This is a genomic window from Paracoccus haeundaensis (genome assembly GCF_006239215.1).
GTDB lineage: Bacteria > Pseudomonadota > Alphaproteobacteria > Rhodobacterales > Rhodobacteraceae > Paracoccus > Paracoccus marcusii.
This window is the reverse complement of the sequence record NZ_VDDC01000027.1, coordinates 40,899-60,708: the sequence shown is the minus strand read 5'-3', so window position 1 is coordinate 60,708 and position 19,810 is coordinate 40,899. Positions and strand designations below refer to the sequence as shown.

Genomic DNA, 19,810 nt, shown 5'->3' with positions numbered 1-19,810 from the left:
CGCGCAGACCGCCCTGGCCCAGGCCCCGGCGCCGGCCCCCGACCGTCCCGCGGCAGCACCCACGCCGGCCCCGGCACCCGCCGCAGCGCGCAGCGCCAGCGGTCCCGTCGTGCAGGTCGGCGCGTTCGACAGCGACTCCATCGCCAATGGCGAATGGCAGCGGCTGGCGGGGCGCAATGGCGGCCTGTTCTCGGGCAAGTCGCCGGTCATCCAGGAACATCAGTCGAACGGCCGCACCTTCTGGCGGCTGCGGGTCGCGGGCTTTGATTCGCTGTCCGAGGCGCGGCAGTTCTGTTCCGCGCTGCAATCCTCGGGGACCGACTGCCTGGCGCTTGGCGGCTGAGGCCGTGCAGAACGCAACCATTCTGGGCGGCGTCGGCGGTCTGTCCCTGACGCCGGACGAGGCCGCGTTCTTTCGCGAGGCCGACCCCTGGGGCTTCATCCTGTTCGGACGCAATGTCGACTCGCCCGATCAGCTGCGCCGCCTGACCGCGCAGCTGCGCGAGGCCGTGGGCCGCGACTGCGTGATCACCATCGACCAGGAGGGCGGCCGCGTGCAGCGCATGCGCGCGCCCCATTGGACCGACTGGCCGGCGCCGCTGGACCAAGCGCGGGCGGGACCGCAGGCGATGTGGCTGTACTATCACCTGATCGGTCAGGAATTGCGGGCCGTGGGCATCGATTCGAACTGCGCCCCCACGTTGGACGTGGCGCAGGACGGCACACATCCCTTCCTGCGCAACCGCTGCCTGGGCACCGACCCTGACCGCGTGGCCGAACTAGGCCGCGCGGCGGCGGACGGGTTGCTGGCCGCGGGCGTTCTGCCGGTGGTCAAGCACATGCCCGGCCATGGCCGCGCACAGGTCGACAGCCATCACGGCCTGCCCGTGGTCGACGCGACCGAGGCCGAACTGGACGCGGTCGATTTCGCGCCGTTCCGGGCGCTGAACGATCTGCCGATGGGCATGACCGCGCATATCCGCTTTCCGGCGCTGGATGACGGGCCCGCCACGGCTTCGCGCCGGATGATCGGGCTGATCCGCGACCGGATCGGATTCGACGGCCTGCTGATGACGGACGACATCACGATGAACGCGTTGTCGGGGACGCAGGCCGAACGCGCGGCCGCATCCATCGCGGCGGGCTGCGATCTGGTGCTGCATTGCAACGGCACGATCGACCAGATGGCGCCTGTGGTCGAGGCCGCCGGTCCGATGACGCGCGACGCCATGCGCCGCGCCGATGCCGCCTTGGCCCGCAGACAGACGCCGGCACAGACCGACATCGCCGCCCTGACCGATCAGTGGCGGGTGCTGAGCGCTTGACAGGCAGGCGCGGGGGCATGACCCTTTGCGCCCGTGCCAAGGAGGCTTTGTGGCCAGACAGGTTCCCTATCTTCAGCCCGTCGCCGATGCCGATGTCGCGCAGCGGCGCGCGGACGAGGCGCTGATCGTCGATGTCGACGGCTATGAGGGGCCGCTGGACCTGCTGCTGACGCTGGCGCGCACGCAAAAGGTGGATCTGCTCAAGATCCGGGTGCTGGACCTGGCCGAACAGTACCTGGCCTTTGTCGAGAAGGCCCGCGCCCTGCGGATCGAGCTTGCGGCCGACTACCTGGTCATGGCCGCCTGGCTGGCCTTCCTGAAATCCCGCCTGCTGCTGCCCCCCGACCCCGAGGCCGAAGGTCCCTCGGCCCAGGACATGGCCGCCCATCTGGCCTTCCAGCTGGAGCGTCTGGCCGCGATGCGGCAGGCGGCGGCGCAGCTGATGGGCCGCGACCGGCTTGGCCTGTCGCGCTTCGCCCGCGGCGCCCCCGAAACCGTCGCGCGCACCCGCCGCACCCAATGGCAGGCAGGGCTGATCGACCTGATGCGCGCCTATGCCCGGCTCAAGACGCGTGACGAGTTCCGCCCCTATGCGTTCGACCGGCATGACATCTTCACCATGGAACAGGCGCTGGACCGATTGCGGCGGATGATCGGGTTCACCGGCCAGTGGACCGACCTGTCGGTGTTCCTGCCCGATGGCTGGTCGGACGACCCAAAGCGGCGGCGCAGCGCCACCGCCGCGACCTTTGCCGCCTCGCTGGAGCTTGCGCGCCAGGGCCGGCTGGAGATACGGCAGGCGCAGACCTTCGCGCCCATCCATTACCGGCAAAAGTCCCATGACGACCAAAGCTGACCCCACCTCTCCGGCGCTGGATCAACAGGCCCGCATGGTCGAGGCGATCCTGTTCGCGGCCGTGCAGCCGATGAGCCTGCGCGATCTGGCCGCGCGGATGCCGCAGGGATGCGACCCGGCCGCGGCGGTGACCCGGCTGCGCGCGACCTATCAGGAGCGCGGCGTGGTCTTGGAACGCATCGGCGACGCCTATGCCTTTCGGACCGCGCCCGACCTGTCATTCCTGATGCAGACCGAGACTGTGGACACCCGCCGCCTGTCGCGCGCCGCCATCGAGACCTTGGCGATCATCGCCTATCATCAGCCGGTCACCCGGACCGAGATCGAGGAGGTGCGCGGCGTCGCCCTCAGCCGTGGCACGCTGGACCAGCTGATCGAGATGGAATGGGTGCGTGTCGGCCGCCGCCGCATGACGCCCGGCCGTCCCGCGACCTATATCGTGACCGAGGCGTTCCTGGACCATTTCGGCCTGGAATCGGCGCGCGATCTGCCCGGGCTTGCGGAACTGCGCGCCGCGGGGTTGCTGGAATCGCGCCCGCCCGCCGATGGTCTGGGCCTGCCCCTTGTCGGCGGGGATGCGGACCCCGATATCGACCCCGAAGAGTTGTTCGAGGATGAGTAAGCGATGAACGCCAACCAGCTGATCAGCATGTTCACCCGCCTTGTCGCGCGCCGTGCGATGACCTGGGGCATCAACAAGGGGCTGGGCACCCTGTCGCGTGGCAAGACCGGGTCCGGCAAGACGGGTTTCGGCAAGTCGGGGTTGGGCAAGCGCCGCAGCGATGCGCAGATGCAGGACCTGGCGCGCAAGATGCGGACCCTGTCGCGGCTGACGCGTCGCTGAGGCTGGGCTTTCCCCGCGACGCGCGCTAGGGCTGCGCGATGGACAACACCCCTTTCGAGATCTTTCTGGTGGCCACCCCCGGCCTCGAGGCGCCGCTGGCGGCCGAGGCCAAGGTCCTTGGCTGGACCGGCGTGATCCAGCCCGGCGGCGTCGTCATCACGGGCGGCTGGACCGATGTCTGGCGCGCGAACCTGATGCTGCGCGGAGCCACGCGCGTGCTGGCCCGTATCGGCGGGTTCCGCGCCATGCACCTGGCCCAGCTGGACAAGCGCGCCCGCAAGTTCCCTTGGGCGGACCTGCTGCCCCCCGACCTGCCCGTGCGGGTCGAGAGCATCTGCCGCGCTTCCCGGATCTATCATGCCGGCGCTGCGACGCAGCGCATCGAACGCGCCATAACCGAGGAGCTGGGCGCCCCCTTGGCCACGCCGGAGGATCGCGGCCCGTCGATCACCGTCAAGGCGCGGATCGAGGACGACCTGGTGACCTTCAGCCTGGATACGACCGGCGAATCGCTGCACAAGCGCGGCCACAAGGAGGCCGTCGCCAAGGCCCCCATGCGCGAGACCATGGCCACGATGTTCCTGGCCGAGATGGGCTTTGACGGCAGCCAGCCGGTGCTGGACCCGATGTGCGGATCAGGCACCTTCGTGCTGGAGGCTGCCGAGATCGCCCTGGGCCTGCTGCCCGGCCGCAGCCGCGGCTTCGCGTTCCAACGATTTGCGAATTACGACGCAGCTGCATTCGCCAAGATGAACGTTGCACCCGCGCCGCGTGACCTGCCTGTCCGGTTCCTGGGGTTCGACCGTGACCCCGGCGCGATCCGGATGAGCGAGGCGAATGCCGCCCGTGCGGGCGTGACCGCGGTGACGCGGTTCCAGGCCGGGCAGGTGACCGACCTGCAGCGCCCCGACGGCCCGCCGGGCATCGTGATCGTGAACCCGCCCTATGGCACCCGGATCGGCAACAAGGGTCCGCTGTTCGGCCTGCACGGCCAGATGGGCACGGTGCTCCGCGATCGGTTCCAGGGGTGGCGCATCGGCATGGTCACGTCCGAGGCCGGACTGGCCAAGGCCACCGCCCTGCCGTGGAAGGCACCGGGTCCGATCGTGGCCCATGGCGGGCTGAAGGTCCGCCTGTGGCAGACCGGGCCGCTTTAGCGAAACTGCTTGGCCAGCTTCAGGCCCTGACCCTGGTAGTTCGACCGGATCCCCTCGCCGTAAAGGCGCTGCGGGCGGGCACCCATGCGCTCATAGACCAGGCGGCCGACGGTCTGGCCGTGTTCCAGCACGAAGGGCGCCTCGTGGCAGCGCACTTCGAGGACGCCGCGTGCTCCGTGCCCCTCATCCCCGATACCAAAGCCGGGATCGAAGAAGCCCGCGTAATGGACCCGGAATTCCCCGACCATCGCCAGATAGGGCGCCATCTCGGCCGCGTAATCGGCAGGGATCGCCACCGATTCGCGGCTGACCAAGATATAGAAGGCGCCGGGGTCCAGGATCAGGCGGCCCTCGGTCGTGCGCAGCTCGTCCCAGAACTCGGCCACGGGATAGGCGCCGATGCGGTCCAGATCGATCACCCCGCTATGCGGGCGGGCGCGATAGCCGACCAGATCGCCCTGCGCAGGACGCAGATCGACCGAGAAGCCCAAGCCGTGATCGATCAGCACCGGCGCACCGCCCACCAGCGGCTGATCCGCATGCAGCGCGGTCAGATCGGCGTCCGACAGGACGGCCTGACCCCGGCGCAGACGCAGCTGGTTCAGGCGCATGCCGGGCCGCACCAGCACCGAAAAGCTGCGCGGGCAGATCTCGGCGTAAAGCGGTCCGTCGTAACCCTCGGGCAGGCGGTCGAATTCGGTGCCGTCATCGGTCACCAACCGTGTCAGCAGGTCCAGCCGCCCGGTCGATGACTTGGCGTTGGCGACCGCTGACATGCCCGCAGGCAGGGCGATCCGCTCCTGCAGCGGGATCAGGTAGACGCAGCCGCGTTCCAGCACGGCACCGTCGGACAGGTCCATCTGGTGCATCTGGAAATCGGCCAGCCGGTCCGCGATGCGCCGCCCGCGCCCCGCCAGAAAGCTGGCACGCAGGCGATAGGCGGTGCGGCCAAGCCGCAGGTCAAGGCTGGCGGGCTGGATCTGTTCGGACGTAACGGGGGCATCGGCGCGGATGACGCCCTGGTCGATCAGATCGCGGATATCGCTGTCGGGCAGAACGCCATTCATGTCGCAAGCCCCTGATGCGGGTGGGGGATAAGGGAAACGCCCACCCTTGGAAAAGGATGGGCGTTTTCGGAATGGTCGGGCCGGAGAGATTCGAACTCTCGGCCTTCCGCCCCCCAGACGGACGCGCTAACCAGGCTGCGCCACGGCCCGACGCGCATGCTATAAAGCGATCCGGCAGGCCAGCACAAGGGCCTGGGCGCGGAAAACTTTGACAAATCGCATGCGGGGATCAGGACAGGCTCAACATGGCCTGCGCCAGCCGCATGACGGCAGGCTTGGCCCGCGGCCAGCGTCGATCGGCGGGTGAAATCTGCTGCAGATGACGCGCCATATCGCTGAGGCGTGCCAGCCAGACGGGCGGTTGCGACGGAGGGCTGACAGGGGCGATGCGCGCGGGTGCGGGGGCAGGGGGTGCCGTGTCCGATTGCGGAGAGAGCTGCTGTGCGCCCCGCCTGCGGACGGATTGTCCGCGGTCGGTGGCGATCTGGCGAATCGCTCCGCGAATCGTCAGCCCGTCGTCGCGCAGCAGGGCACAGATGCCCGCTGCCATCTCGACATCGGCGGGGCGATAGTAGCGTCTGCCGTCGGGGCGCTTCATCGGCTTCAGCGCCGAGAATTGCGTCTCCCAATAGCGCAGGACATGCGGCGCGACGCCGATCAGGGCCGCCACCTCTCCGATCGACCGGAATGCCTCTGCGCCTTTCGCCATGGGGTCGGGCCGGGGCTATCGCTTGTTTCCGGCTGCCACGCGATCCTTCATCAGGTGCGAGGGCCGGAAGGACAGCACGCGGCGGGGCGTGATGGGCACCTCTTCGCCGGTCTTGGGATTGCGGCCGATCCGCTCGTTCTTGTCGCGCACCGAAAAGGTGCCGAAGGACGAGATCTTGACCTGCTCTCCCTGCACCAGCGCGTCCGAGATGTGGTCCAGCACGCTTTCGACCAGCTGTGCCGATTCGTGACGGGACAGGCCGACGTCACGGAATACCGCTTCGGCCAAGTCCATCCGGGTCAAGGTCTTGTCGCCCATGATTGATCCTCTTGAATGCGGGAAGGATGGTTCGAATTCCCATGGCTGTCAACGAGGCCCGCGGGGAAATCGTTCCCCGCCCGATACTTGTCATGTGCCGGCACGCCCTTGGACAGGGCTGGGCGATTGATTCCGGCGCGATGCTTCCCATCTGTTGAGGACACAGGATAGCGATGGAGGACAGGATGGCAGGCGGATGGGCCCGCGACGACGCGGTAAACGACCAGATCGATGTCAGCACAGCCGAGGCGATCGCCCGCGCCCGGCTGGCCGCGTCGCGCCGTCAGGTGGGCGACAGCGCACGGGTCTGCGCGGAATGCGACGAACCGATCCCCGAGGCACGCCGCGCCGCGCAGCCCGGGGTGCAGCTGTGCGTGGGCTGTCAGTCGGGCCATGATCGCGCAAGACGGCCCGCGGGCGGGATGAACCGCCGCGCCAGCAAGGATGCGTTGTTGAAATAGTCTACCAGCGCAGGACGACCGCGCCCCAGCTGAGACCGCCGCCAATCGCCTCGGTCACCAGAACCTGGCCCGGCGCGAACCGACCCTGGCCATCGGCGACGGACAGGGCCAGCGGGATCGACGCGGCCGAGGTGTTGCCGTGATCGGCCACGGTCAGCACGACCTTGTCCAGCGGCAGCTGCATCTTCTGCGCGGTGGCGGTGATGATGCGCATGTTCGCCTGGTGCGGGACCAGCCAGTCAACGTCGGCAGGCGTCAGCCCGGCACGGTCCAGCGCGGTATGCGCCGTCTTGGCCAGCTTTTCGACCGCGTGGCGGAAGACGAGGTTGCCCTGCATCCGCAGCTGGCCTGCCGTTCCGGTGGAGGACACGCCGCCATCGACATACAGAAGCTCGCGATAGGTGCCGTCGCTGTTCAGGTCGCTGGCCAGGATGCCTCGGTCATCGCTGGTGCCCGCACCGTCCTCGGCCTGCAGGACGACCGCGCCGGCGCCGTCGCCGAACAGCACGCAGGTGCCGCGGTCGGTCCAGTCCATGATCCGCGAGAAGGTCTCGGCCCCGATCACCAGGATGCGGTCGGCCTGGCCCGCGCGAATCATCGCGTCCGCATTGGCCAGCGCAAAGACGAAGCCCGCGCAGACGGCCTGCACGTCATAGGCAAAGCCGCGCTTCATCCCCAGACCGGCCTGGACCATGGTCGCGACGGCCGGAAAGGTGAAGTCGGGGGTCGAGGTCGCCAGCACGACACCGTCGATGTCGTCAGCGGTCATGCCTGCGCGGTCCAGCGCGGCCTTGGCGGCGCGGATGGCCAGGTCGCTGGTGGTCTGGCCCTCGGCCGCGAAGTGGCGACGCTCGATCCCGGTGCGAGAGCGGATCCATTCGTCGGTGGTGTCCAGCTTGTCCTCGAACCAGCTGTTCTCGACGATGCGTTCGGGCAGGTAATGCCCGGTGCCGCAGATGACCGAACGACGCGTCACGACGATGCTCCTGTATCGGTGGCGCTGGCGGATGCCGCGGCACCTTGGGCCACACGGGCGGCCAGGCGGTCCTGGAAACCCGATTTGGCCAGGGTGAAGGCCAGCTTGATGGCTGCGGACACGCCGGTCGCATCGGCGGAGCCGTGCGATTTCACGACCGTGCCGTTTAGGCCCAGGAAGATGCCGCCGTTCACGCGGCGCGGGTCGATCCGCTTCTGCAGGCGCTTGAGCGAGCTCATGGCCAGGACGGCCGCAAATTTTGACATGATCGAATTCGAGAAGGCGTCCTTGAGGAAGTCGCCGACCAGCTTGGCCGTGCCTTCCCCGGTCTTCAAGGCGACATTGCCGGTGAATCCGTCGGTGACGATCACATCCACGCGGTCGGACGGCAGATCGCCACCCTCGACGAAGCCGACATAGGTATAGCTGCCGGCGGCGGCCTGCTCGATCATCTCGTGGGCCTGCTTCAGTTCGGCGCGGCCCTTGTGTTCCTCGGTGCCCACGTTCAGCAGGCCGACGCGCGGCATGGGCAGGCCCAGGCCGTTGCGCGCATAGGATGCCCCCATCAGGGCATATTGCAGCAGGTCATGCGCATCGGCGCGGATGTCCGCGCCCACGTCCAGCATGATGTTGAACCCTTGGGGGTTGCGCGACGGCCACAGGCAGGCGATGGCCGGCCGGTTCACGCCCGGCAGCTTGCGCAGGCGCAGCATCGACAGCGCCATCAGCGCGCCGGTGTTCCCGCAGGACACGGCGACCTGCGCCTCTCCGGCCTTGACCGATTCCAGCGTGGACCACATCGACGTGCCCTCGCTCTTGCGCAGGACCTGGCTGGGCTTGTCATGCATCGTCACCACGCCCGCGGCATGGCGGATGTCGCAGCGACCCGCCAGCACCTTGCGGCGCGCGATCAGGCCCGCAAGCTCTGCCTCGTCGCCATGGACGATGAAGCGGATCTCGGGGTTCTTCTCGGCGCTTTCGGCCATGCCTGCGACGACGACGGCGGGGCCGCGGTCGCCACCCATGGCGTCAACCGATATCACCACGCTGCCCCCGGATTCGGGGACGCGCGGTGTCGGCGTGCTCGCGGAGGGGACGGACATCAGGACGGGCGCGCCGGAATCAGGCCGCGTCGTCGTCCAGGTCGATCTCGTTCGCCTTCGCGATCACTTCGCGGTCGGCGTAGTGGCCGCAGGACGGGCAGACGTGATGCGGGCGCTTCAGCTCGCCGCAGTTGGAGCATTCGTTCGGGTTGCCCGCGACCAGCGCATCATGCGCACGGCGCATGTTGCGCTTGGACCGGGTTACGCGATTCTGAGGGACAGCCATGTCACCACCTCGGTTGTCAGGGTGCGGCGCCAGAACGCGATCACACCAGATTTGAATTCGTAAATGAACCGCGCAGATACGCCATGACGACCGCGCCCGCAAGCCCCGAAGGCCAGGGGACGGCCGCAAACGCACCGCACATGGCCCCCCTTTGCCGCGAACGGGCCGCGATTGCGCCCCCCGGCGGCGGGATCGGGCGCATTTCGCGGCCACCTGTGGCCCGATGGCCACGCAGCCCGGGTCAGGATTCGTCGTCCTTGCCGCCCAGCAGCTTGTCCAGCCCGGCAAAGGGACGCCGTGTGTCGCCGGCGGCATCGTCGTCGGCCGCCGCGGCCTGCGGCAGGCTTGCCCCCTCGGCCCGCGGATAGGCGGGCAGGGCCAGCGACAGGGCCTCGACCATGATCGCGGTCAGGTCGATGAAGTTGCCAAGGGGTTCCAGCGTCTCGTCCGGCATCTCGATCTCGTCGCCCTCGGGGGCGGCCACATGCGGGGAGAACTGGATGCGGACCGGTTCCGAGATATCGGTGCGCACGGGCTTCAGCGTGATGACGCAGGGTTGCGTCACCCGCGCGGCCAGCGTCGCCGTCAGCAGCCAGCTGTCGGTGCCATGCGCGCGCAGCGTGCCGCGAAAGTCCAGGCGCGTCAGTGCGTCCAGTCCCAGCTCGGCCGCCAGGGCCTCCCGCACGCCTTCGTCTGGGCGCAGGTGAAAGGTCGTCGGCGCGTTCGGGTTCAGATGCGCGACGCGCAGCCGCTGCGGATGCGATTCGGGGGTGATCATGTCGGACCTTTGTCGATGCGGCGCGGGGCGCGTGACCCCGAGGATTGATATTCTTGAGCAGGGTGGCCGAGTTTGCTAGGCAGGGCGGGCCGCGTCAACCGCCCCAAGGAGGGAACCCGCCCATGTCCGCCATCAGAAGCCTGATGACACTGGCGTTTCTGGCTGTCCTCGGGCTTGCCGCCTGTGCACCCATCGAACGGAACCACGGATACGTCCCCCCCGATCTGGAACTGGCGCAGGTCGTGCCGGGGCAGACCACGATGGAGGAACTGCCCGGTCTGATCGGTCGCCCGTCGGCCCAGGGCCTGCTGACGGGGTCCGGCTGGTACTATGTCGGATCGCGCTTGCGCCGCCTCGGCCCAGCCGCCCCGCGCGAGATCGACCGCAAGGTCGTCGCCATCTCGTTCGCGCCCACCGGCGTGGTCAGCAATGTCGAGACCTTTGGCCTGGAACGCGGCCGCGTGGTCAGCCTGTCGCGCCGCGTGACCGACGGCAGCGTGACCGACATCTCGTTCATCGGACAGCTTCTGGGCAACCTGGGCAACTTCCAGGCCGGCGATTTCGTCGACTGACGGCGCGGGCCGCGTGCGGTCGCCTAGACCGCGCCGGCCAGCTGCTCCGCCAGACGGTGCAGGTCGTCGCGATGCCCGGTGCGCCCCGACGGCAGGTCCGGGTCCGACGTCATCGCGATGGACAGCGCCGGCTGGCGTCGCGTCGCGGGGAACACATAGACCATCTGCCCGCCATAGCCCCAGCCATAGCGCACGTCCCGCCCGGCCATCCGCCCCAGGAACCAGCCATAGCCGTATCCCTGGCCGCTGAAGATGCTGGAGGTGCGGCGCCGCCAGCTTTCGTCGATCCAGGCCGCGGGGACGACCTGTCGCCCGCCGGCCCGACCGTCCCGCGCGTATGTCGCACCGAAGGCCAGCAGCGACCGGGTGCTCATCGCCATCTGGTTGCCGCCCAGATAGATGCCCTGCGGATCGCGGTCCCATCCGGTGATGCGAAATCCGGGAATGGGCGACAGCCAGTCGCGTGCGACGTCCAGCAGCGGGCGGCCGGTGACGCGGGTCAGGATCGCCGCGACCAGATGCGTGGATGCGGTCGAATACTGCATCCGCGTGCCGGGATCCTGGACGAAGGGCGCGGCCAGCGCGCTGCGCACCCAGTTCGGGCTGCTGACCCATCGGCCGTAATTCTGTCCCGACTGGCGTTCCAGCCCGGCCTGCATCGACAGCAGGTTGCCCAGGGTAACGCGCGCCAGCCGCGGGTCGGCCGATGCGGGCAGGTCGCTGCGCAGCAGCGGTGCGATGGGCTGATCCGCGCTCTCCAGCAGGCCGCGGCCGATGGCGATGCCCGCCAGCGCCGACACCACCGATTTCGACGCCGACTTGATGTTCGTCGGGCTGTCCGGCGTAAAGCCGTGATAGCCTTGGGCCGCCAGTTCCACCCCCTGTCCGCCGTCGTCCTGCCACAGGGCGATGGCGCGCAGGGGCGGCATCGATCCGGCTTGCGACAGCAGGGGGGCCAGGCTGGCGCGGGCGATGCGGGGGGCTGCCAGCAGGGGCAGGGCGGCGGCGGTAAGGATCAGGGCGCGTCTTTTCATGCGCACAATATGGGGCGGGGGGCCGGGCATGGGCAATCACGCTTGCGTGGGCACGGCGCGGGCTTTACCGCTTGGCCAGCCAATTCGGAAAGGCCCGACCATGAGCGCGCTGGATGATCTTGCCCCCGTCCCGTTCCACGACGCGGATGCGCCGCAGCGGGCGCGGATGCTGTCGCGGCTGGCGGATACCGAGCTGACCGTGGCCCTGCTGCGCGAGCCGGTGCATGACCAGGTCGAGTTGCAGATCTTCGATCTGGACGGGGCGCGCGTCGCTCTGGCCTGCGATGCCGAGGATCGGCTGGCGGATTTCTTCGGCCATCCCGTGGCTTACGCGGCGCTGCCCGGTCGGGTGCTGGCGGGACTGCTGAACGCGGACGGAGCGGGGTTGCTGGTCAATCCCGGCCACCCGTCCGAGATGCTGCTGGACAGCGGCATGCTGGATTGGCTGACCGGTGCGCTGGACGCCGCCCCTCAGGAGGGCCAGGCCCGGCTGCGCCTGACCGCGCCCGACCCGCAGGTGGCGCAGGCCTTGGCGGATCCGCTGGCCGAACGGCTGGCCGACCTGCGCGGACTGGTCGCAGGCGCGGCGCTGGTCGGCGCGTCGGGGGACGGTGCCGGGCATCTCCTGGTCATCACCGGCGCGCCCGTCGATCGCCAGCCGGCCATCGCCAAGGCCCTGGCCGAGGCGCTGGCGTTCCTTCCCGCCCAGCCCGGCGGCGTCGACATCAGCTTTTCGGACGCGCCGCCCCCGGCCGGTGCACTGCTGTTCGACCTGACGCCCCCCGCGCCCGAGGAACCGGCACCGCGCCCGAAAGGCCCCCCGATCCTGCGCTGACCGGGCAAGTGCGGTTGCGTTGGGGGGTTCAACCTGCGATTAAACCGCATGCAGATGCGTCACAAAGCCCTTTCCGTCCATCTTTTGACCGCCACCGGGGCCGTTCTGGCCATGCTGGCCATGCTGGCCGCCGTGCAGGCGGACTGGGCGCTGATGTTCCTGTGGCTGGTGGTGGCCTTCGTCGTCGACGGCATCGACGGCCCGCTGGCGCGACGTTACGACGTCAAGAAGAACTGGCCCGCCTATGACGGCGTGCTGATGGACCTGATCATCGACTATCTGACCTATGTGTTCATCCCGGCCTTTGCGCTGTTCCAGTCGGGGCTGCTGTCGGGCTGGACGGGCTGGTTCGCGATCATCGTGATCGTGTTCACCAGCGTCGTCTATTTCGCGGACACGCGGATGAAGACGCGGGACAATTCCTTCGCGGGCTTTCCCGGCTGCTGGAACATGGTCATCCTGGTCCTGTTCGCGGTCAAGCCGCACTGGACCATCATCCTGCTGATCGTCACGGCGTTGAGCGCCGCGATGTTCACCAACATCAAGTTCATCCACCCCGTCCGGACCAAGCGCTGGCAGGCGATCTCGTTGCCGGTGGCGCTGGCTTGGGTGCTGTTCGCGGGCTGGGCCGCGGTGGTCGACTTCCACCCGGAAAGCTGGGCGAACTGGGGTCTTGTCCTGACCTCGGCCTGGCTGCTGGTGGCCGGTGGCGCGCAGCAGATGATCCCGGTACGTCGCCGCCGCCGCCCTTAGGCCGCGCGCAGCCGTCCGGTCAGCCGCCGCAGCAGCGCACGCAGGGTTCCGCCGTGGCGCGTGGCGTTCAATGCGCCGATCTGATGGGGCAGCAGGAACAGCCCGGCAGTGGGACGCGGCGCACGGCGCGCCATCGCCCGGCCGGCGTCGTCAAGATACAGTCCGTAATAGGCAAGCATGGGGGTGGTCCTTTCGCAGATCCTGACCCCTATGTTGGCGCTATCAGCCCGGCAGGCAACCGCCTGGCTGGTCAATGCTGCGTTGCAGCATCCGCATGGCGGGTCGAGCGCAGGTCGAACAGCCCGAAGGCCGCGACGACCAGGAAGCACAGTCCCGGCACCACATAGGACAGCGCCGCGCCGTGGGAATCCATGACCGCGCCATGGATCAGCGGCACGGTCGCACCGCCCAGGATTGCCATGACCAGACCCGCCGCACCGAACTTGGTGTCATCGCCCAGGCCGTGCAGCGCGATGCCGTAGATGGTGGGAAACATCAGCGACAGGCAGGCCGATACGGCGACCACCGCCCAGACGCCCGCCAGCCCCGGCCCGGTCGCCGCGAACAGGCACAGGCCCGTCCCCGCCACGGCCATCACCGTCAGCAGCGCCGCGGGGCGGATCACGCCCATCACGCCAACCATCACGAAACGGGCGATCAGGAACACGATCAGGCTGGCCTGCAGGTACCATCCGGCCTGTGCCTCGGTTCCGCCGATGGCGGCGATCACGTACTGGATGGTGAAGGTCCAGACGCAGGTCTGGGCAGCCACGTTGAAGAACTGCGCCAGCACGCCGAACACGTAATGCCGGTTCGACAGCAGCCGCCGCAGCGTCGGTGCGAACTGAACGCGGGCGGCGTCGGGGGCGATGGATTCGCGGTCGGTCGGGATGCGCAGGAAGGCGATGGCGATCCAGATGACCAGCAGCACGAAGGCCAGCCCGACATACGGCGTCATGACCGCGGACAGTTCGGCGCGCTGGATCTGCTCCAGCGTCGCGGCGGGCATGGCGGCGCGTTCGGCGTCGGTTGCCGGGTTTAGACGCGGCAGGATCAGCGTCGCGGCCAGGAACACGCCGATGTTCGTGCCGACCGGGTTGAAGGCTTGGGCCAGGTTCAGGCGGCGCGTGGCATTGCCCTCGGGGCCCATCGCGATGACGAAGGGGTTGGCCGAGGTCTCTAGGATCGACAGCCCCCCCGCAAGCAGGAATAGCGCGGCCAGAAAGTACCCGAAGGTCATGGCCTGCGCCGCCGGATAGAACAGGAAGGCGCCCGCCACCGCGCAGCCCAGGCCCGTCAGGATGCCGGTCTTGTAGGAGAAGCGCCGGTTGATGAAGGCCGCGGGCAGGGCCAGCAGGAAATAGGCCCCGTAATAAGCGAACTGGACGAAGGACGCCTGCAGCGTCGACATCGAGAAGATGCGCGAAAAGACCTGGACCAGCGGGTCGGTCATGTTCGCCGCGATCCCCCAGGCCGCGAAGCAGGTCACCAGCAGCGCGAAGGGCAACCGCATTCCGGGATGGACGAAGGGGGGCTTTGGCATCGGGGTTCTCCTGCGCGGACCGGCGCCGTTTGGCACAGATCGTCCGCGCGGACCACCGCGAATGAAAAGGGGGGCGGTTCCCCGCCCCCTGGTCGCGTCGCTGTCGCGGGCGTTATTCGTACTTGCGGATGTCGCCGGATTTCAGGCGGCCCAGATAGCGGTTCATCTCGGCCTTGACGACGGGCATCAGCAGGTACAGCGCGATGATGTTGGGGATCGCCATCGCAAAGATCATCGCGTCAGAGAAGTCGATGACCGGGCCCAGGCTGGCCGAGGCGCCGATGACCACGAACAGGCAGAAGATGATCTTGAAGATCAGCTCCTTGGTCTGGCCCTCTCCGAAGAGGAAGGTCCAGGCCTTCAGCCCGTAATAGCTCCACGAGATCATGGTCGAGAAGGCGAACAGCACCACCGCCAGCACCAGCACATAGCGGAACCAGCCGAACGCGCTGCTGAAGGCATCCGACGTCAGGGCAACGCCCGTGTTGCCGGTCACGGTGCGGATCTGGTCGCCCGCCTCGTTCAGGACGAACATCCCGGTCGTGGGGTCGGCGATCAGCTGCCCGGTGATGATGATCACCAGCGCGGTCATGGTACAGATGACGACGGTGTCGATGAACGGCTCCAGCAGCGACACGAAGCCCTCGGTCACCGGCTCCTTGGTACGCACGGCGCTGTGGGCGATCGCGGCGGAACCGATGCCGGCCTCGTTCGAGAAGGCGGCCCGGCGGAAGCCCTGGATCAGGGCACCGATGGCCCCGCCCACGACGCCGTCATTGGTGAAGGCGCCCGCGAAGATCTGATAGAACGCCTGGCCGATCATGTCATAGTTCATGGCGATGATGATCAGCGCCGTCCCGACGTAGAGCGCGGCCATGAAGGGCACGATCTTCTCGGTCACGCTGGCGATGGATTTCAGGCCGCCGACGATGACCAGGAACACGATGATCGCCATCACCACGCCAGTGATCCAGCCGGGATAGTCGCCCACCACGTTGATCAGCTGGGCATGGGCCTGATTGGCCTGGAACATGTTCCCGCCGCCAAAGCTGCCCAGGATACAGAAGATCGCGAACAGCACGGCCAGGATGCGCCCGCCCGGCAGGCCGCGTTCGGCGAACCCCTTGACCATGTAGTACATCGGGCCGCCCGACACGGTGCCGTCCGCGTATTCGTTGCGGTATTTGACGCCAAGCGTGCATTCGGTGAACTTGGACGCCATGCCCAGCAGGCCCGCCAGGATCATCCAGAACGTGGCGCCCGGCCCGCCGATGCTGACGGCCACCGCGACGCCCGCGATGTTGCCCAGGCCCACGGTGCCCGACAGGGCGGTGGTCAGCGCCTGGAAGTGGCTGACCTCTCCGGCGTCGTTCGGGTCGGAATAGTCGCCCCGGACCAGGGCGATGGCATGGCCGAAGGCGCGCAGCTGGATCACCCCGAAATAGAGGGTGAAGGTCGTGGCCGCGATGACCAGCCATCCCACGATCCAGGGAAAGCTGGTGCCGGGAAAGTTGGAGAAGATCAGGCTGACGAACCAGCCCGTGGAATTGGCAAAGACCTGGTTCACGGTTTCGTCGATGCCCTGGGCCGCGGCGGGGCCTGCGGCCAGTGCCGCGAGGGCCGCGGCTGTGATGCGTGTTCTCATTGCTCTTGTCCCTGTTGGTTGGCCGGTCACGGCACGATGACCACGGGCACCGGCGCGACCTGCGCCAGCGTCGCCGCGACCGATCCGAAGATGCGCGAGGCAAAGCCCGAATCGCCCATCCGGCCGATGAAGATCATCGCCGCGCCCTCATCCTTGGCGATGCGGCACAGCGTTTCGGCGATGTGGCCGTATCGCAGCGTGGTCGCGCAGGGGATGCCCGCGTCCTCGACCCGCTTGACCATGGGGGTCAGGATGGCGGCTTCGGCGCGCTGCAGCTCCTCCTTGCGGCGGCGGTGTCGTTCCTCGACCTCGCTTGGCGTCAGGAAGCTGTAGGGCGACCATTCCAGAACATGCGCGATGAGGATGTGGTCGCCCTGCGCCTGCGCGCGCGAGATGGCAAAGTCCAAGGCGCGGATCGAGGCATCGCTGCCGTCGAAACCGACGACGATCTTGCGTGACATTCGTTGCCCTCATCTGTTGGTTGTCGTTTTTCGTTGTCGTGATCAAAGGATAGGCAGGCTTGCCGGGCGGGGCCAGACATAAATGTGTCGCTACAATGGCAAAGGTCGGAACTGCCTTGCGGACGGGCGGTGTCGATCAGGGGTTTTCAAGGTGCGCGCGGGGGGGCATATTCGCGGCCATGACCCGGATGCGCCACATCGCCACCGCCCGCACCGCGCCCCACGGCGCGCGTCTGGCCGTGCAGCTTCGCGGTCTGCTGCTTCTTACGCTGCGCTGAGCGGGTCTTCCGGGCCGCCGCTCAGACAGGTCAGCGCCCGGGAAACCCCACAGGACCACGTAAGAAGGACCAAGCCAATGACCGAACAGAACCGCGTCGTGATCTTTGACACCACGCTGCGCGACGGCGAACAGTCGCCCGGCGCCACCATGTCCCATGCCGAAAAGATGGAAATCGCCGCCATGCTGGACGAGATGGGCGTGGACGTGATCGAGGCGGGCTTTCCCATCGCCTCGGAAGGCGATTTCGCCGCCGTGTCCGAGATCGCGAAACAGTCCAGGAACAGCGTGATCTGCGGCTTGGCCCGCGCCCAGCTGCCCGATATCGACCGCTGCTGGGAGGCCGTGAAGCATGCCCGCCAGCCGAGGATCCACACCTTCATCGGCACCTCGCCGCTGCACCGGGCGATCCCGAACCTGGACATGGACCAGATGGCGGACCGCATCCACCAGACGGTGACCCATGCGCGCAACCTGTGCGACAACGTGCAATGGTCGCCCATGGACGCCACCCGGACCGAGCATGATTACCTGTGCCGGGTGGTGGAGATCGCCATCAAGGCCGGCGCCACCACGATCAACATCCCTGACACGGTGGGCTATACCGCGCCGCGCGAAAGCGCCGCCCTGATCGCCATGCTGCTGGAACGCGTGCCCGGCGCGGACCAGATCATCTTTGCCACGCATTGCCACAATGACCTGGGCATGGCGACCGCCAACGCCCTGGCCGCGGTAGAGGCCGGTGCCCGCCAGATCGAATGCACGATCAACGGTCTTGGCGAACGCGCCGGCAACACCGCGCTGGAGGAGGTGGTGATGGCGATGCGGGTCCGCAACGACATCATGCCGTTCCGCACGGGCATCGACACGACCAAGATCATGGGCATCTCGCGTCGCGTGGCGGCCGTGTCGGGCTTTCCGGTGCAGTTCAACAAGGCCATCGTCGGCAAGAACGCCTTCCTGCACGAATCCGGCATCCATCAGGACGGCGTGCTGAAGAACGTCGAGACCTTCGAGATCATGCGCCCCGCCGATATCGGCCTGACCGAGAACAACATCGCCATGGGCAAGCATTCGGGCCGCGCCGCGCTGCGCGCCAAGCTGGCCGATCTGGGATACGAGGTCGGGGACAACCAGCTGAAGGACATCTTCGTGCGGTTCAAGGCCTTGGCCGACCGCAAGAAGGAGGTCTATGACGACGACATCGTGGCCCTGGTCCTGGACGCCGCCGCCAACACGGCGGAGGATCACTTGCAGGTCAAGCACCTGCGCGTCGTCTGCGGCAGCGACGGCCAGTCCGCCGCCCTGACCATGATCGTGGACGGGGTCGAGAAGCGGGCCGAGACGACCGGCGACGGGCCGGTCGATGCGTGCTTCAATGCGGTGCGGGAAATCTTTCCGCACGACGCGCGGCTGCAGCTGTACCAGGTCCATGCCGTGACCGAGGGCACCGATGCGCAGGCCACCGTCAGCGTCCGCATGGAGGAGGAGGGCCGCATCGTCACCGGCCAGGCCGCCGATACGGACACGATCCTGGCCTCGGTCAAGGCCTATGTGGGGGCGCTGAACCGGCTGATCCTGCGCCGCGCGATGACCGGTCGCGACACTGACGCCAAACAGATCAGCATGTATTCGCACTAAGGCGCGCGGGGGGCATCGTGTCCCCCCGGCACCACCCCGGCGAGAAATGCCGCTGTCGGCCCAATGCGCGCATCGGGGCTTTTCCGGTGCGGCGCACGGCTCTATACGGGGCCACGTCCGTCAGGGCGATCACGCACCATCAAAACAGGGCAGGCCGGGCCAACCGGCGGGAAAAGGATACGGGCATGGCATTCGGCGGTTTGTTTTCGACCGACATCGCAATCGACCTGGGGACGGCGAACACGCTGATCTATGTTAAGGGCAAGGGCATCATCCTGAACGAGCCCTCGGTCGTGGCCTATCACGTCAAGGACGGCAAGCGCGTCGTCCTGGCGGTCGGAGAGGACGCCAAGCTGATGCTGGGCCGCACCCCCGGCTCGATCGAGGCCATCCGCCCGATGCGCGAGGGCGTCATCGCCGATTTCGACAGCGCCGAGCAGATGATCAAGCATTTCATCAAGAAGGTGTTCAAGCGCACGACCTTCTCCAAGCCCAAGATCATCGTCTGTGTCCCGCACGGCGCGACCCCGGTCGAGAAACGCGCCATCCGTCAGTCGGTCCTGTCCGCAGGCGCGCGCAAGGCGGGCCTGATCGCCGAACCGATCGCGGCGGCCATCGGCGCGGGCATGCCCATCACCGAACCCACCGGCAGCATGGTCGTGGACATCGGCGGCGGCACGACCGAGGTCGCGGTCCTGTCCCTGGGCGACGTGGTCTATGCGCGCTCGGTGCGCATCGGCGGCGACCGTATGGACGAGGCGATCATCAACTATCTGCGCCGCAACCAGAACATGCTGATCGGGGAATCGACCGCCGAACGCATCAAGACCAGCATCGGCACCGCCCGCATGCCCGATGACGGGCGCGGCGCGACCCTGATGGTGCGCGGCCGCGACCTGCTGAACGGCATCCCCAAGGAGATCGAGATCAGCCAGGCCATGGTCGCCGAGGCGCTGTCCGAGCCCGTCCAGGCCATCTGCGAGGCCGTGATGGTCGCGCTGGAGGCGACGCCGCCGGATCTGGCCGCCGACATCGTCGATCGAGGCGTGATGCTGACCGGCGGCGGCGCCATGCTGGGCGAGCTGGACCTGGCGCTGCGCGAGCAGACCGGTCTGTCGATCAGCCTGGCCGACCAGCCGATGAGCTGCGTGGCCCTGGGCACCGGCAAGGCGCTGGAGTTCGAAAAGCAGCTGCGTCACGTCATCGACTACGACAGCTGATCGCGCAGG

The 19,810-nt window shown here is 68.0% G+C and carries 24 protein-coding genes and 1 tRNA gene; 12 read left to right on the top strand and 13 right to left on the bottom strand.

Annotated elements, in window-relative coordinates; genetic code table 11:
* The 6 genes from FHD67_RS14650 to FHD67_RS14625 all read left to right on the top strand — a co-directional run.
* Positions 1–343 (top strand): SPOR domain-containing protein (locus FHD67_RS14650; RefSeq protein WP_139599128.1); only part of this gene is annotated, 343 nt, incomplete at its 5' end.
* Between the two features lie 4 nt (positions 344–347).
* Complete coding sequence (locus tag FHD67_RS14645) at positions 348–1,325, top strand: glycoside hydrolase family 3 N-terminal domain-containing protein (RefSeq protein WP_139599127.1); 978 nt, start codon at positions 348–350, stop codon at positions 1,323–1,325.
* Positions 1,326–1,374: 49 nt separating this feature from the next.
* Positions 1,375–2,181, top strand: a complete 807-nt coding sequence (locus tag FHD67_RS14640) for a segregation and condensation protein A (RefSeq protein ID WP_139599126.1) — start codon at positions 1,375–1,377, stop codon at positions 2,179–2,181.
* On the top strand, positions 2,165–2,803 hold the full coding sequence (gene scpB, locus FHD67_RS14635; RefSeq protein WP_139599125.1) for an SMC-Scp complex subunit ScpB: 639 nt from the start codon (positions 2,165–2,167) through the stop codon (positions 2,801–2,803). Before FHD67_RS14640 ends, scpB begins: the two co-directional genes overlap by 17 nt.
* A 3-nt stretch (positions 2,804–2,806) precedes the next feature.
* The gene (locus tag FHD67_RS14630; protein ID WP_139599124.1) at positions 2,807–3,025 is read left to right on the top strand and encodes a hypothetical protein; all 219 of its coding nucleotides are present in this window, start codon (positions 2,807–2,809) and stop codon (positions 3,023–3,025) included.
* 38 nt (positions 3,026–3,063) lie between these two features.
* Positions 3,064–4,182 carry a THUMP domain-containing class I SAM-dependent RNA methyltransferase gene (locus tag FHD67_RS14625; RefSeq protein WP_139599123.1) on the top strand — a complete coding sequence of 373 codons (1,119 nt, stop codon included), beginning with the start codon at positions 3,064–3,066 and terminating at the stop codon, positions 4,180–4,182.
* Here FHD67_RS14625 and FHD67_RS14620 read toward each other — a convergent pair.
* The 4 genes from FHD67_RS14620 to ihfA all read right to left on the bottom strand — a co-directional run bounded on the left by FHD67_RS14620 (position 4,179) and on the right by ihfA (position 6,276).
* Positions 4,179–5,249 carry a 2'-deoxycytidine 5'-triphosphate deaminase gene (locus FHD67_RS14620; RefSeq protein WP_139599122.1) on the bottom strand — a complete coding sequence of 357 codons (1,071 nt, stop codon included), beginning with the start codon at positions 5,247–5,249 and terminating at the stop codon, positions 4,179–4,181. The two genes, FHD67_RS14625 and FHD67_RS14620, sit on opposite strands and share 4 nt — an antisense overlap.
* A gap of 72 nt (positions 5,250–5,321) precedes the next feature.
* Positions 5,322–5,399: transfer RNA gene (locus FHD67_RS14615), tRNA-Pro, on the bottom strand.
* Between the two features lie 79 nt (positions 5,400–5,478).
* Complete coding sequence (locus FHD67_RS14610; protein ID WP_139599121.1) at positions 5,479–5,958, bottom strand: MerR family transcriptional regulator; 480 nt, start codon at positions 5,956–5,958, stop codon at positions 5,479–5,481.
* A gap of 15 nt (positions 5,959–5,973) precedes the next feature.
* Positions 5,974–6,276, bottom strand: coding sequence for an integration host factor subunit alpha (gene ihfA, locus FHD67_RS14605; protein WP_042251331.1), 303 nt, complete (start codon positions 6,274–6,276; stop codon positions 5,974–5,976).
* A gap of 185 nt (positions 6,277–6,461) precedes the next feature.
* Between ihfA and FHD67_RS14600 the strand changes: the two genes are divergently transcribed.
* On the top strand, positions 6,462–6,737 hold the full coding sequence (locus FHD67_RS14600) for a DksA/TraR family C4-type zinc finger protein (RefSeq protein WP_139599120.1): 276 nt from the start codon (positions 6,462–6,464) through the stop codon (positions 6,735–6,737).
* A 1-nt stretch (position 6,738) separates the two neighbouring features.
* Here the strand turns inward: FHD67_RS14600 and FHD67_RS14595 are convergent, their stop codons facing one another.
* The 4 genes from FHD67_RS14595 to FHD67_RS14580 form a co-directional block, all read right to left on the bottom strand.
* Positions 6,739–7,713, bottom strand: coding sequence for a beta-ketoacyl-ACP synthase III (locus FHD67_RS14595; protein WP_045982723.1), 975 nt, complete (start codon positions 7,711–7,713; stop codon positions 6,739–6,741).
* Positions 7,710–8,816: a phosphate acyltransferase PlsX gene (gene plsX, locus FHD67_RS14590; protein WP_127897917.1), complete on the bottom strand. Its 1,107-nt coding sequence runs from the start codon at positions 8,814–8,816 to the stop codon at positions 7,710–7,712. The genes FHD67_RS14595 and plsX overlap by 4 nt, the downstream gene beginning before the upstream one ends.
* Before the next feature lie 19 nt (positions 8,817–8,835).
* Positions 8,836–9,042 carry a 50S ribosomal protein L32 gene (gene rpmF / locus FHD67_RS14585; protein ID WP_042251337.1) on the bottom strand — a complete coding sequence of 69 codons (207 nt, stop codon included), beginning with the start codon at positions 9,040–9,042 and terminating at the stop codon, positions 8,836–8,838.
* Positions 9,043–9,283: 241 nt separating this feature from the next.
* The gene (locus FHD67_RS14580; RefSeq protein WP_139599119.1) at positions 9,284–9,820 is read right to left on the bottom strand and encodes a YceD family protein; all 537 of its coding nucleotides are present in this window, start codon (positions 9,818–9,820) and stop codon (positions 9,284–9,286) included.
* Between the two features lie 122 nt (positions 9,821–9,942).
* On the opposite strand from FHD67_RS14580, the gene FHD67_RS14575 reads away from it, so the two are divergent.
* Positions 9,943–10,392: an outer membrane protein assembly factor BamE gene (locus FHD67_RS14575; RefSeq protein ID WP_139599118.1), complete on the top strand. Its 450-nt coding sequence runs from the start codon at positions 9,943–9,945 to the stop codon at positions 10,390–10,392.
* Between the two features lie 23 nt (positions 10,393–10,415).
* Here the strand turns inward: FHD67_RS14575 and FHD67_RS14570 are convergent, their stop codons facing one another.
* Positions 10,416–11,426 carry a serine hydrolase domain-containing protein gene (locus FHD67_RS14570; RefSeq protein WP_139599117.1) on the bottom strand — a complete coding sequence of 337 codons (1,011 nt, stop codon included), beginning with the start codon at positions 11,424–11,426 and terminating at the stop codon, positions 10,416–10,418.
* A 100-nt stretch (positions 11,427–11,526) separates the two neighbouring features.
* Here FHD67_RS14570 and FHD67_RS14565 point away from each other — a divergent pair, with 100 nt between their 5' ends.
* Complete coding sequence (locus FHD67_RS14565) at positions 11,527–12,261, top strand: SseB family protein (protein WP_046000067.1); 735 nt, start codon at positions 11,527–11,529, stop codon at positions 12,259–12,261.
* A gap of 48 nt (positions 12,262–12,309) precedes the next feature.
* Positions 12,310–13,014, top strand: coding sequence for a CDP-alcohol phosphatidyltransferase family protein (locus FHD67_RS14560; RefSeq protein WP_045982728.1), 705 nt, complete (start codon positions 12,310–12,312; stop codon positions 13,012–13,014).
* On the opposite strand, the gene FHD67_RS14555 is transcribed toward FHD67_RS14560, so the two are convergent.
* The 4 genes from FHD67_RS14555 to FHD67_RS14540 all read right to left on the bottom strand — a co-directional run bounded on the left by FHD67_RS14555 (position 13,011) and on the right by FHD67_RS14540 (position 16,663).
* On the bottom strand, positions 13,011–13,193 hold the full coding sequence (locus FHD67_RS14555; RefSeq protein ID WP_046000069.1) for a hypothetical protein: 183 nt from the start codon (positions 13,191–13,193) through the stop codon (positions 13,011–13,013). The two genes, FHD67_RS14560 and FHD67_RS14555, sit on opposite strands and share 4 nt — an antisense overlap.
* A gap of 71 nt (positions 13,194–13,264) precedes the next feature.
* Positions 13,265–14,557, bottom strand: coding sequence for an L-fucose:H+ symporter permease (gene fucP / locus FHD67_RS14550; RefSeq protein WP_139599116.1), 1,293 nt, complete (start codon positions 14,555–14,557; stop codon positions 13,265–13,267).
* Positions 14,558–14,669: 112 nt separating this feature from the next.
* Positions 14,670–16,202 (bottom strand): alanine/glycine:cation symporter family protein, encoded by a 1,533-nt coding sequence (locus tag FHD67_RS14545; RefSeq protein ID WP_139599115.1) that lies wholly within the window; start codon positions 16,200–16,202, stop codon positions 14,670–14,672.
* A gap of 26 nt (positions 16,203–16,228) precedes the next feature.
* Positions 16,229–16,663 carry a universal stress protein gene (locus FHD67_RS14540; RefSeq protein WP_045982732.1) on the bottom strand — a complete coding sequence of 145 codons (435 nt, stop codon included), beginning with the start codon at positions 16,661–16,663 and terminating at the stop codon, positions 16,229–16,231.
* A gap of 355 nt (positions 16,664–17,018) precedes the next feature.
* Between FHD67_RS14540 and FHD67_RS14535 the strand changes: the two genes are divergently transcribed.
* Together FHD67_RS14535 and FHD67_RS14530 are read left to right on the top strand one after the other, a co-directional pair.
* Positions 17,019–18,581, top strand: a complete 1,563-nt coding sequence (locus FHD67_RS14535) for a 2-isopropylmalate synthase (protein WP_046000072.1) — start codon at positions 17,019–17,021, stop codon at positions 18,579–18,581.
* A gap of 185 nt (positions 18,582–18,766) precedes the next feature.
* The gene (locus FHD67_RS14530) at positions 18,767–19,801 is read left to right on the top strand and encodes a rod shape-determining protein (protein WP_045982734.1); all 1,035 of its coding nucleotides are present in this window, start codon (positions 18,767–18,769) and stop codon (positions 19,799–19,801) included.
* Positions 19,802–19,810 lie beyond the last annotated feature (9 nt).

Coding starts and splice junctions, on each gene's coding strand:
- FHD67_RS14555 (WP_046000069.1), bottom strand. CDS start 13,193: ATGCTTGCCTATTACGGACTGTATCTTGACGACGCCGGCCGGGCGATG.
- FHD67_RS14620 (WP_139599122.1), bottom strand. CDS start 5,249: ATGAATGGCGTTCTGCCCGACAGCGATATCCGCGATCTGATCGACCAG.
- ihfA (WP_042251331.1), bottom strand. CDS start 6,276: ATGGGCGACAAGACCTTGACCCGGATGGACTTGGCCGAAGCGGTATTC.
- rpmF (WP_042251337.1), bottom strand. CDS start 9,042: ATGGCTGTCCCTCAGAATCGCGTAACCCGGTCCAAGCGCAACATGCGC.
- FHD67_RS14540 (WP_045982732.1), bottom strand. CDS start 16,663: ATGTCACGCAAGATCGTCGTCGGTTTCGACGGCAGCGATGCCTCGATC.
- scpB (WP_139599125.1), top strand. CDS start 2,165: ATGACGACCAAAGCTGACCCCACCTCTCCGGCGCTGGATCAACAGGCC.
- FHD67_RS14600 (WP_139599120.1), top strand. CDS start 6,462: ATGGCAGGCGGATGGGCCCGCGACGACGCGGTAAACGACCAGATCGAT.
- FHD67_RS14560 (WP_045982728.1), top strand. CDS start 12,310: ATGCAGATGCGTCACAAAGCCCTTTCCGTCCATCTTTTGACCGCCACC.
- FHD67_RS14545 (WP_139599115.1), bottom strand. CDS start 16,202: ATGAGAACACGCATCACAGCCGCGGCCCTCGCGGCACTGGCCGCAGGC.
- FHD67_RS14565 (WP_046000067.1), top strand. CDS start 11,527: ATGAGCGCGCTGGATGATCTTGCCCCCGTCCCGTTCCACGACGCGGAT.
- fucP (WP_139599116.1), bottom strand. CDS start 14,557: ATGCCAAAGCCCCCCTTCGTCCATCCCGGAATGCGGTTGCCCTTCGCG.
- FHD67_RS14610 (WP_139599121.1), bottom strand. CDS start 5,958: ATGGCGAAAGGCGCAGAGGCATTCCGGTCGATCGGAGAGGTGGCGGCC.
- FHD67_RS14625 (WP_139599123.1), top strand. CDS start 3,064: ATGGACAACACCCCTTTCGAGATCTTTCTGGTGGCCACCCCCGGCCTC.
- FHD67_RS14570 (WP_139599117.1), bottom strand. CDS start 11,426: ATGAAAAGACGCGCCCTGATCCTTACCGCCGCCGCCCTGCCCCTGCTG.
- FHD67_RS14630 (WP_139599124.1), top strand. CDS start 2,807: ATGAACGCCAACCAGCTGATCAGCATGTTCACCCGCCTTGTCGCGCGC.
- plsX (WP_127897917.1), bottom strand. CDS start 8,816: ATGTCCGTCCCCTCCGCGAGCACGCCGACACCGCGCGTCCCCGAATCC.
- FHD67_RS14535 (WP_046000072.1), top strand. CDS start 17,019: ATGACCGAACAGAACCGCGTCGTGATCTTTGACACCACGCTGCGCGAC.
- FHD67_RS14575 (WP_139599118.1), top strand. CDS start 9,943: ATGTCCGCCATCAGAAGCCTGATGACACTGGCGTTTCTGGCTGTCCTC.
- FHD67_RS14530 (WP_045982734.1), top strand. CDS start 18,767: ATGGCATTCGGCGGTTTGTTTTCGACCGACATCGCAATCGACCTGGGG.
- FHD67_RS14580 (WP_139599119.1), bottom strand. CDS start 9,820: ATGATCACCCCCGAATCGCATCCGCAGCGGCTGCGCGTCGCGCATCTG.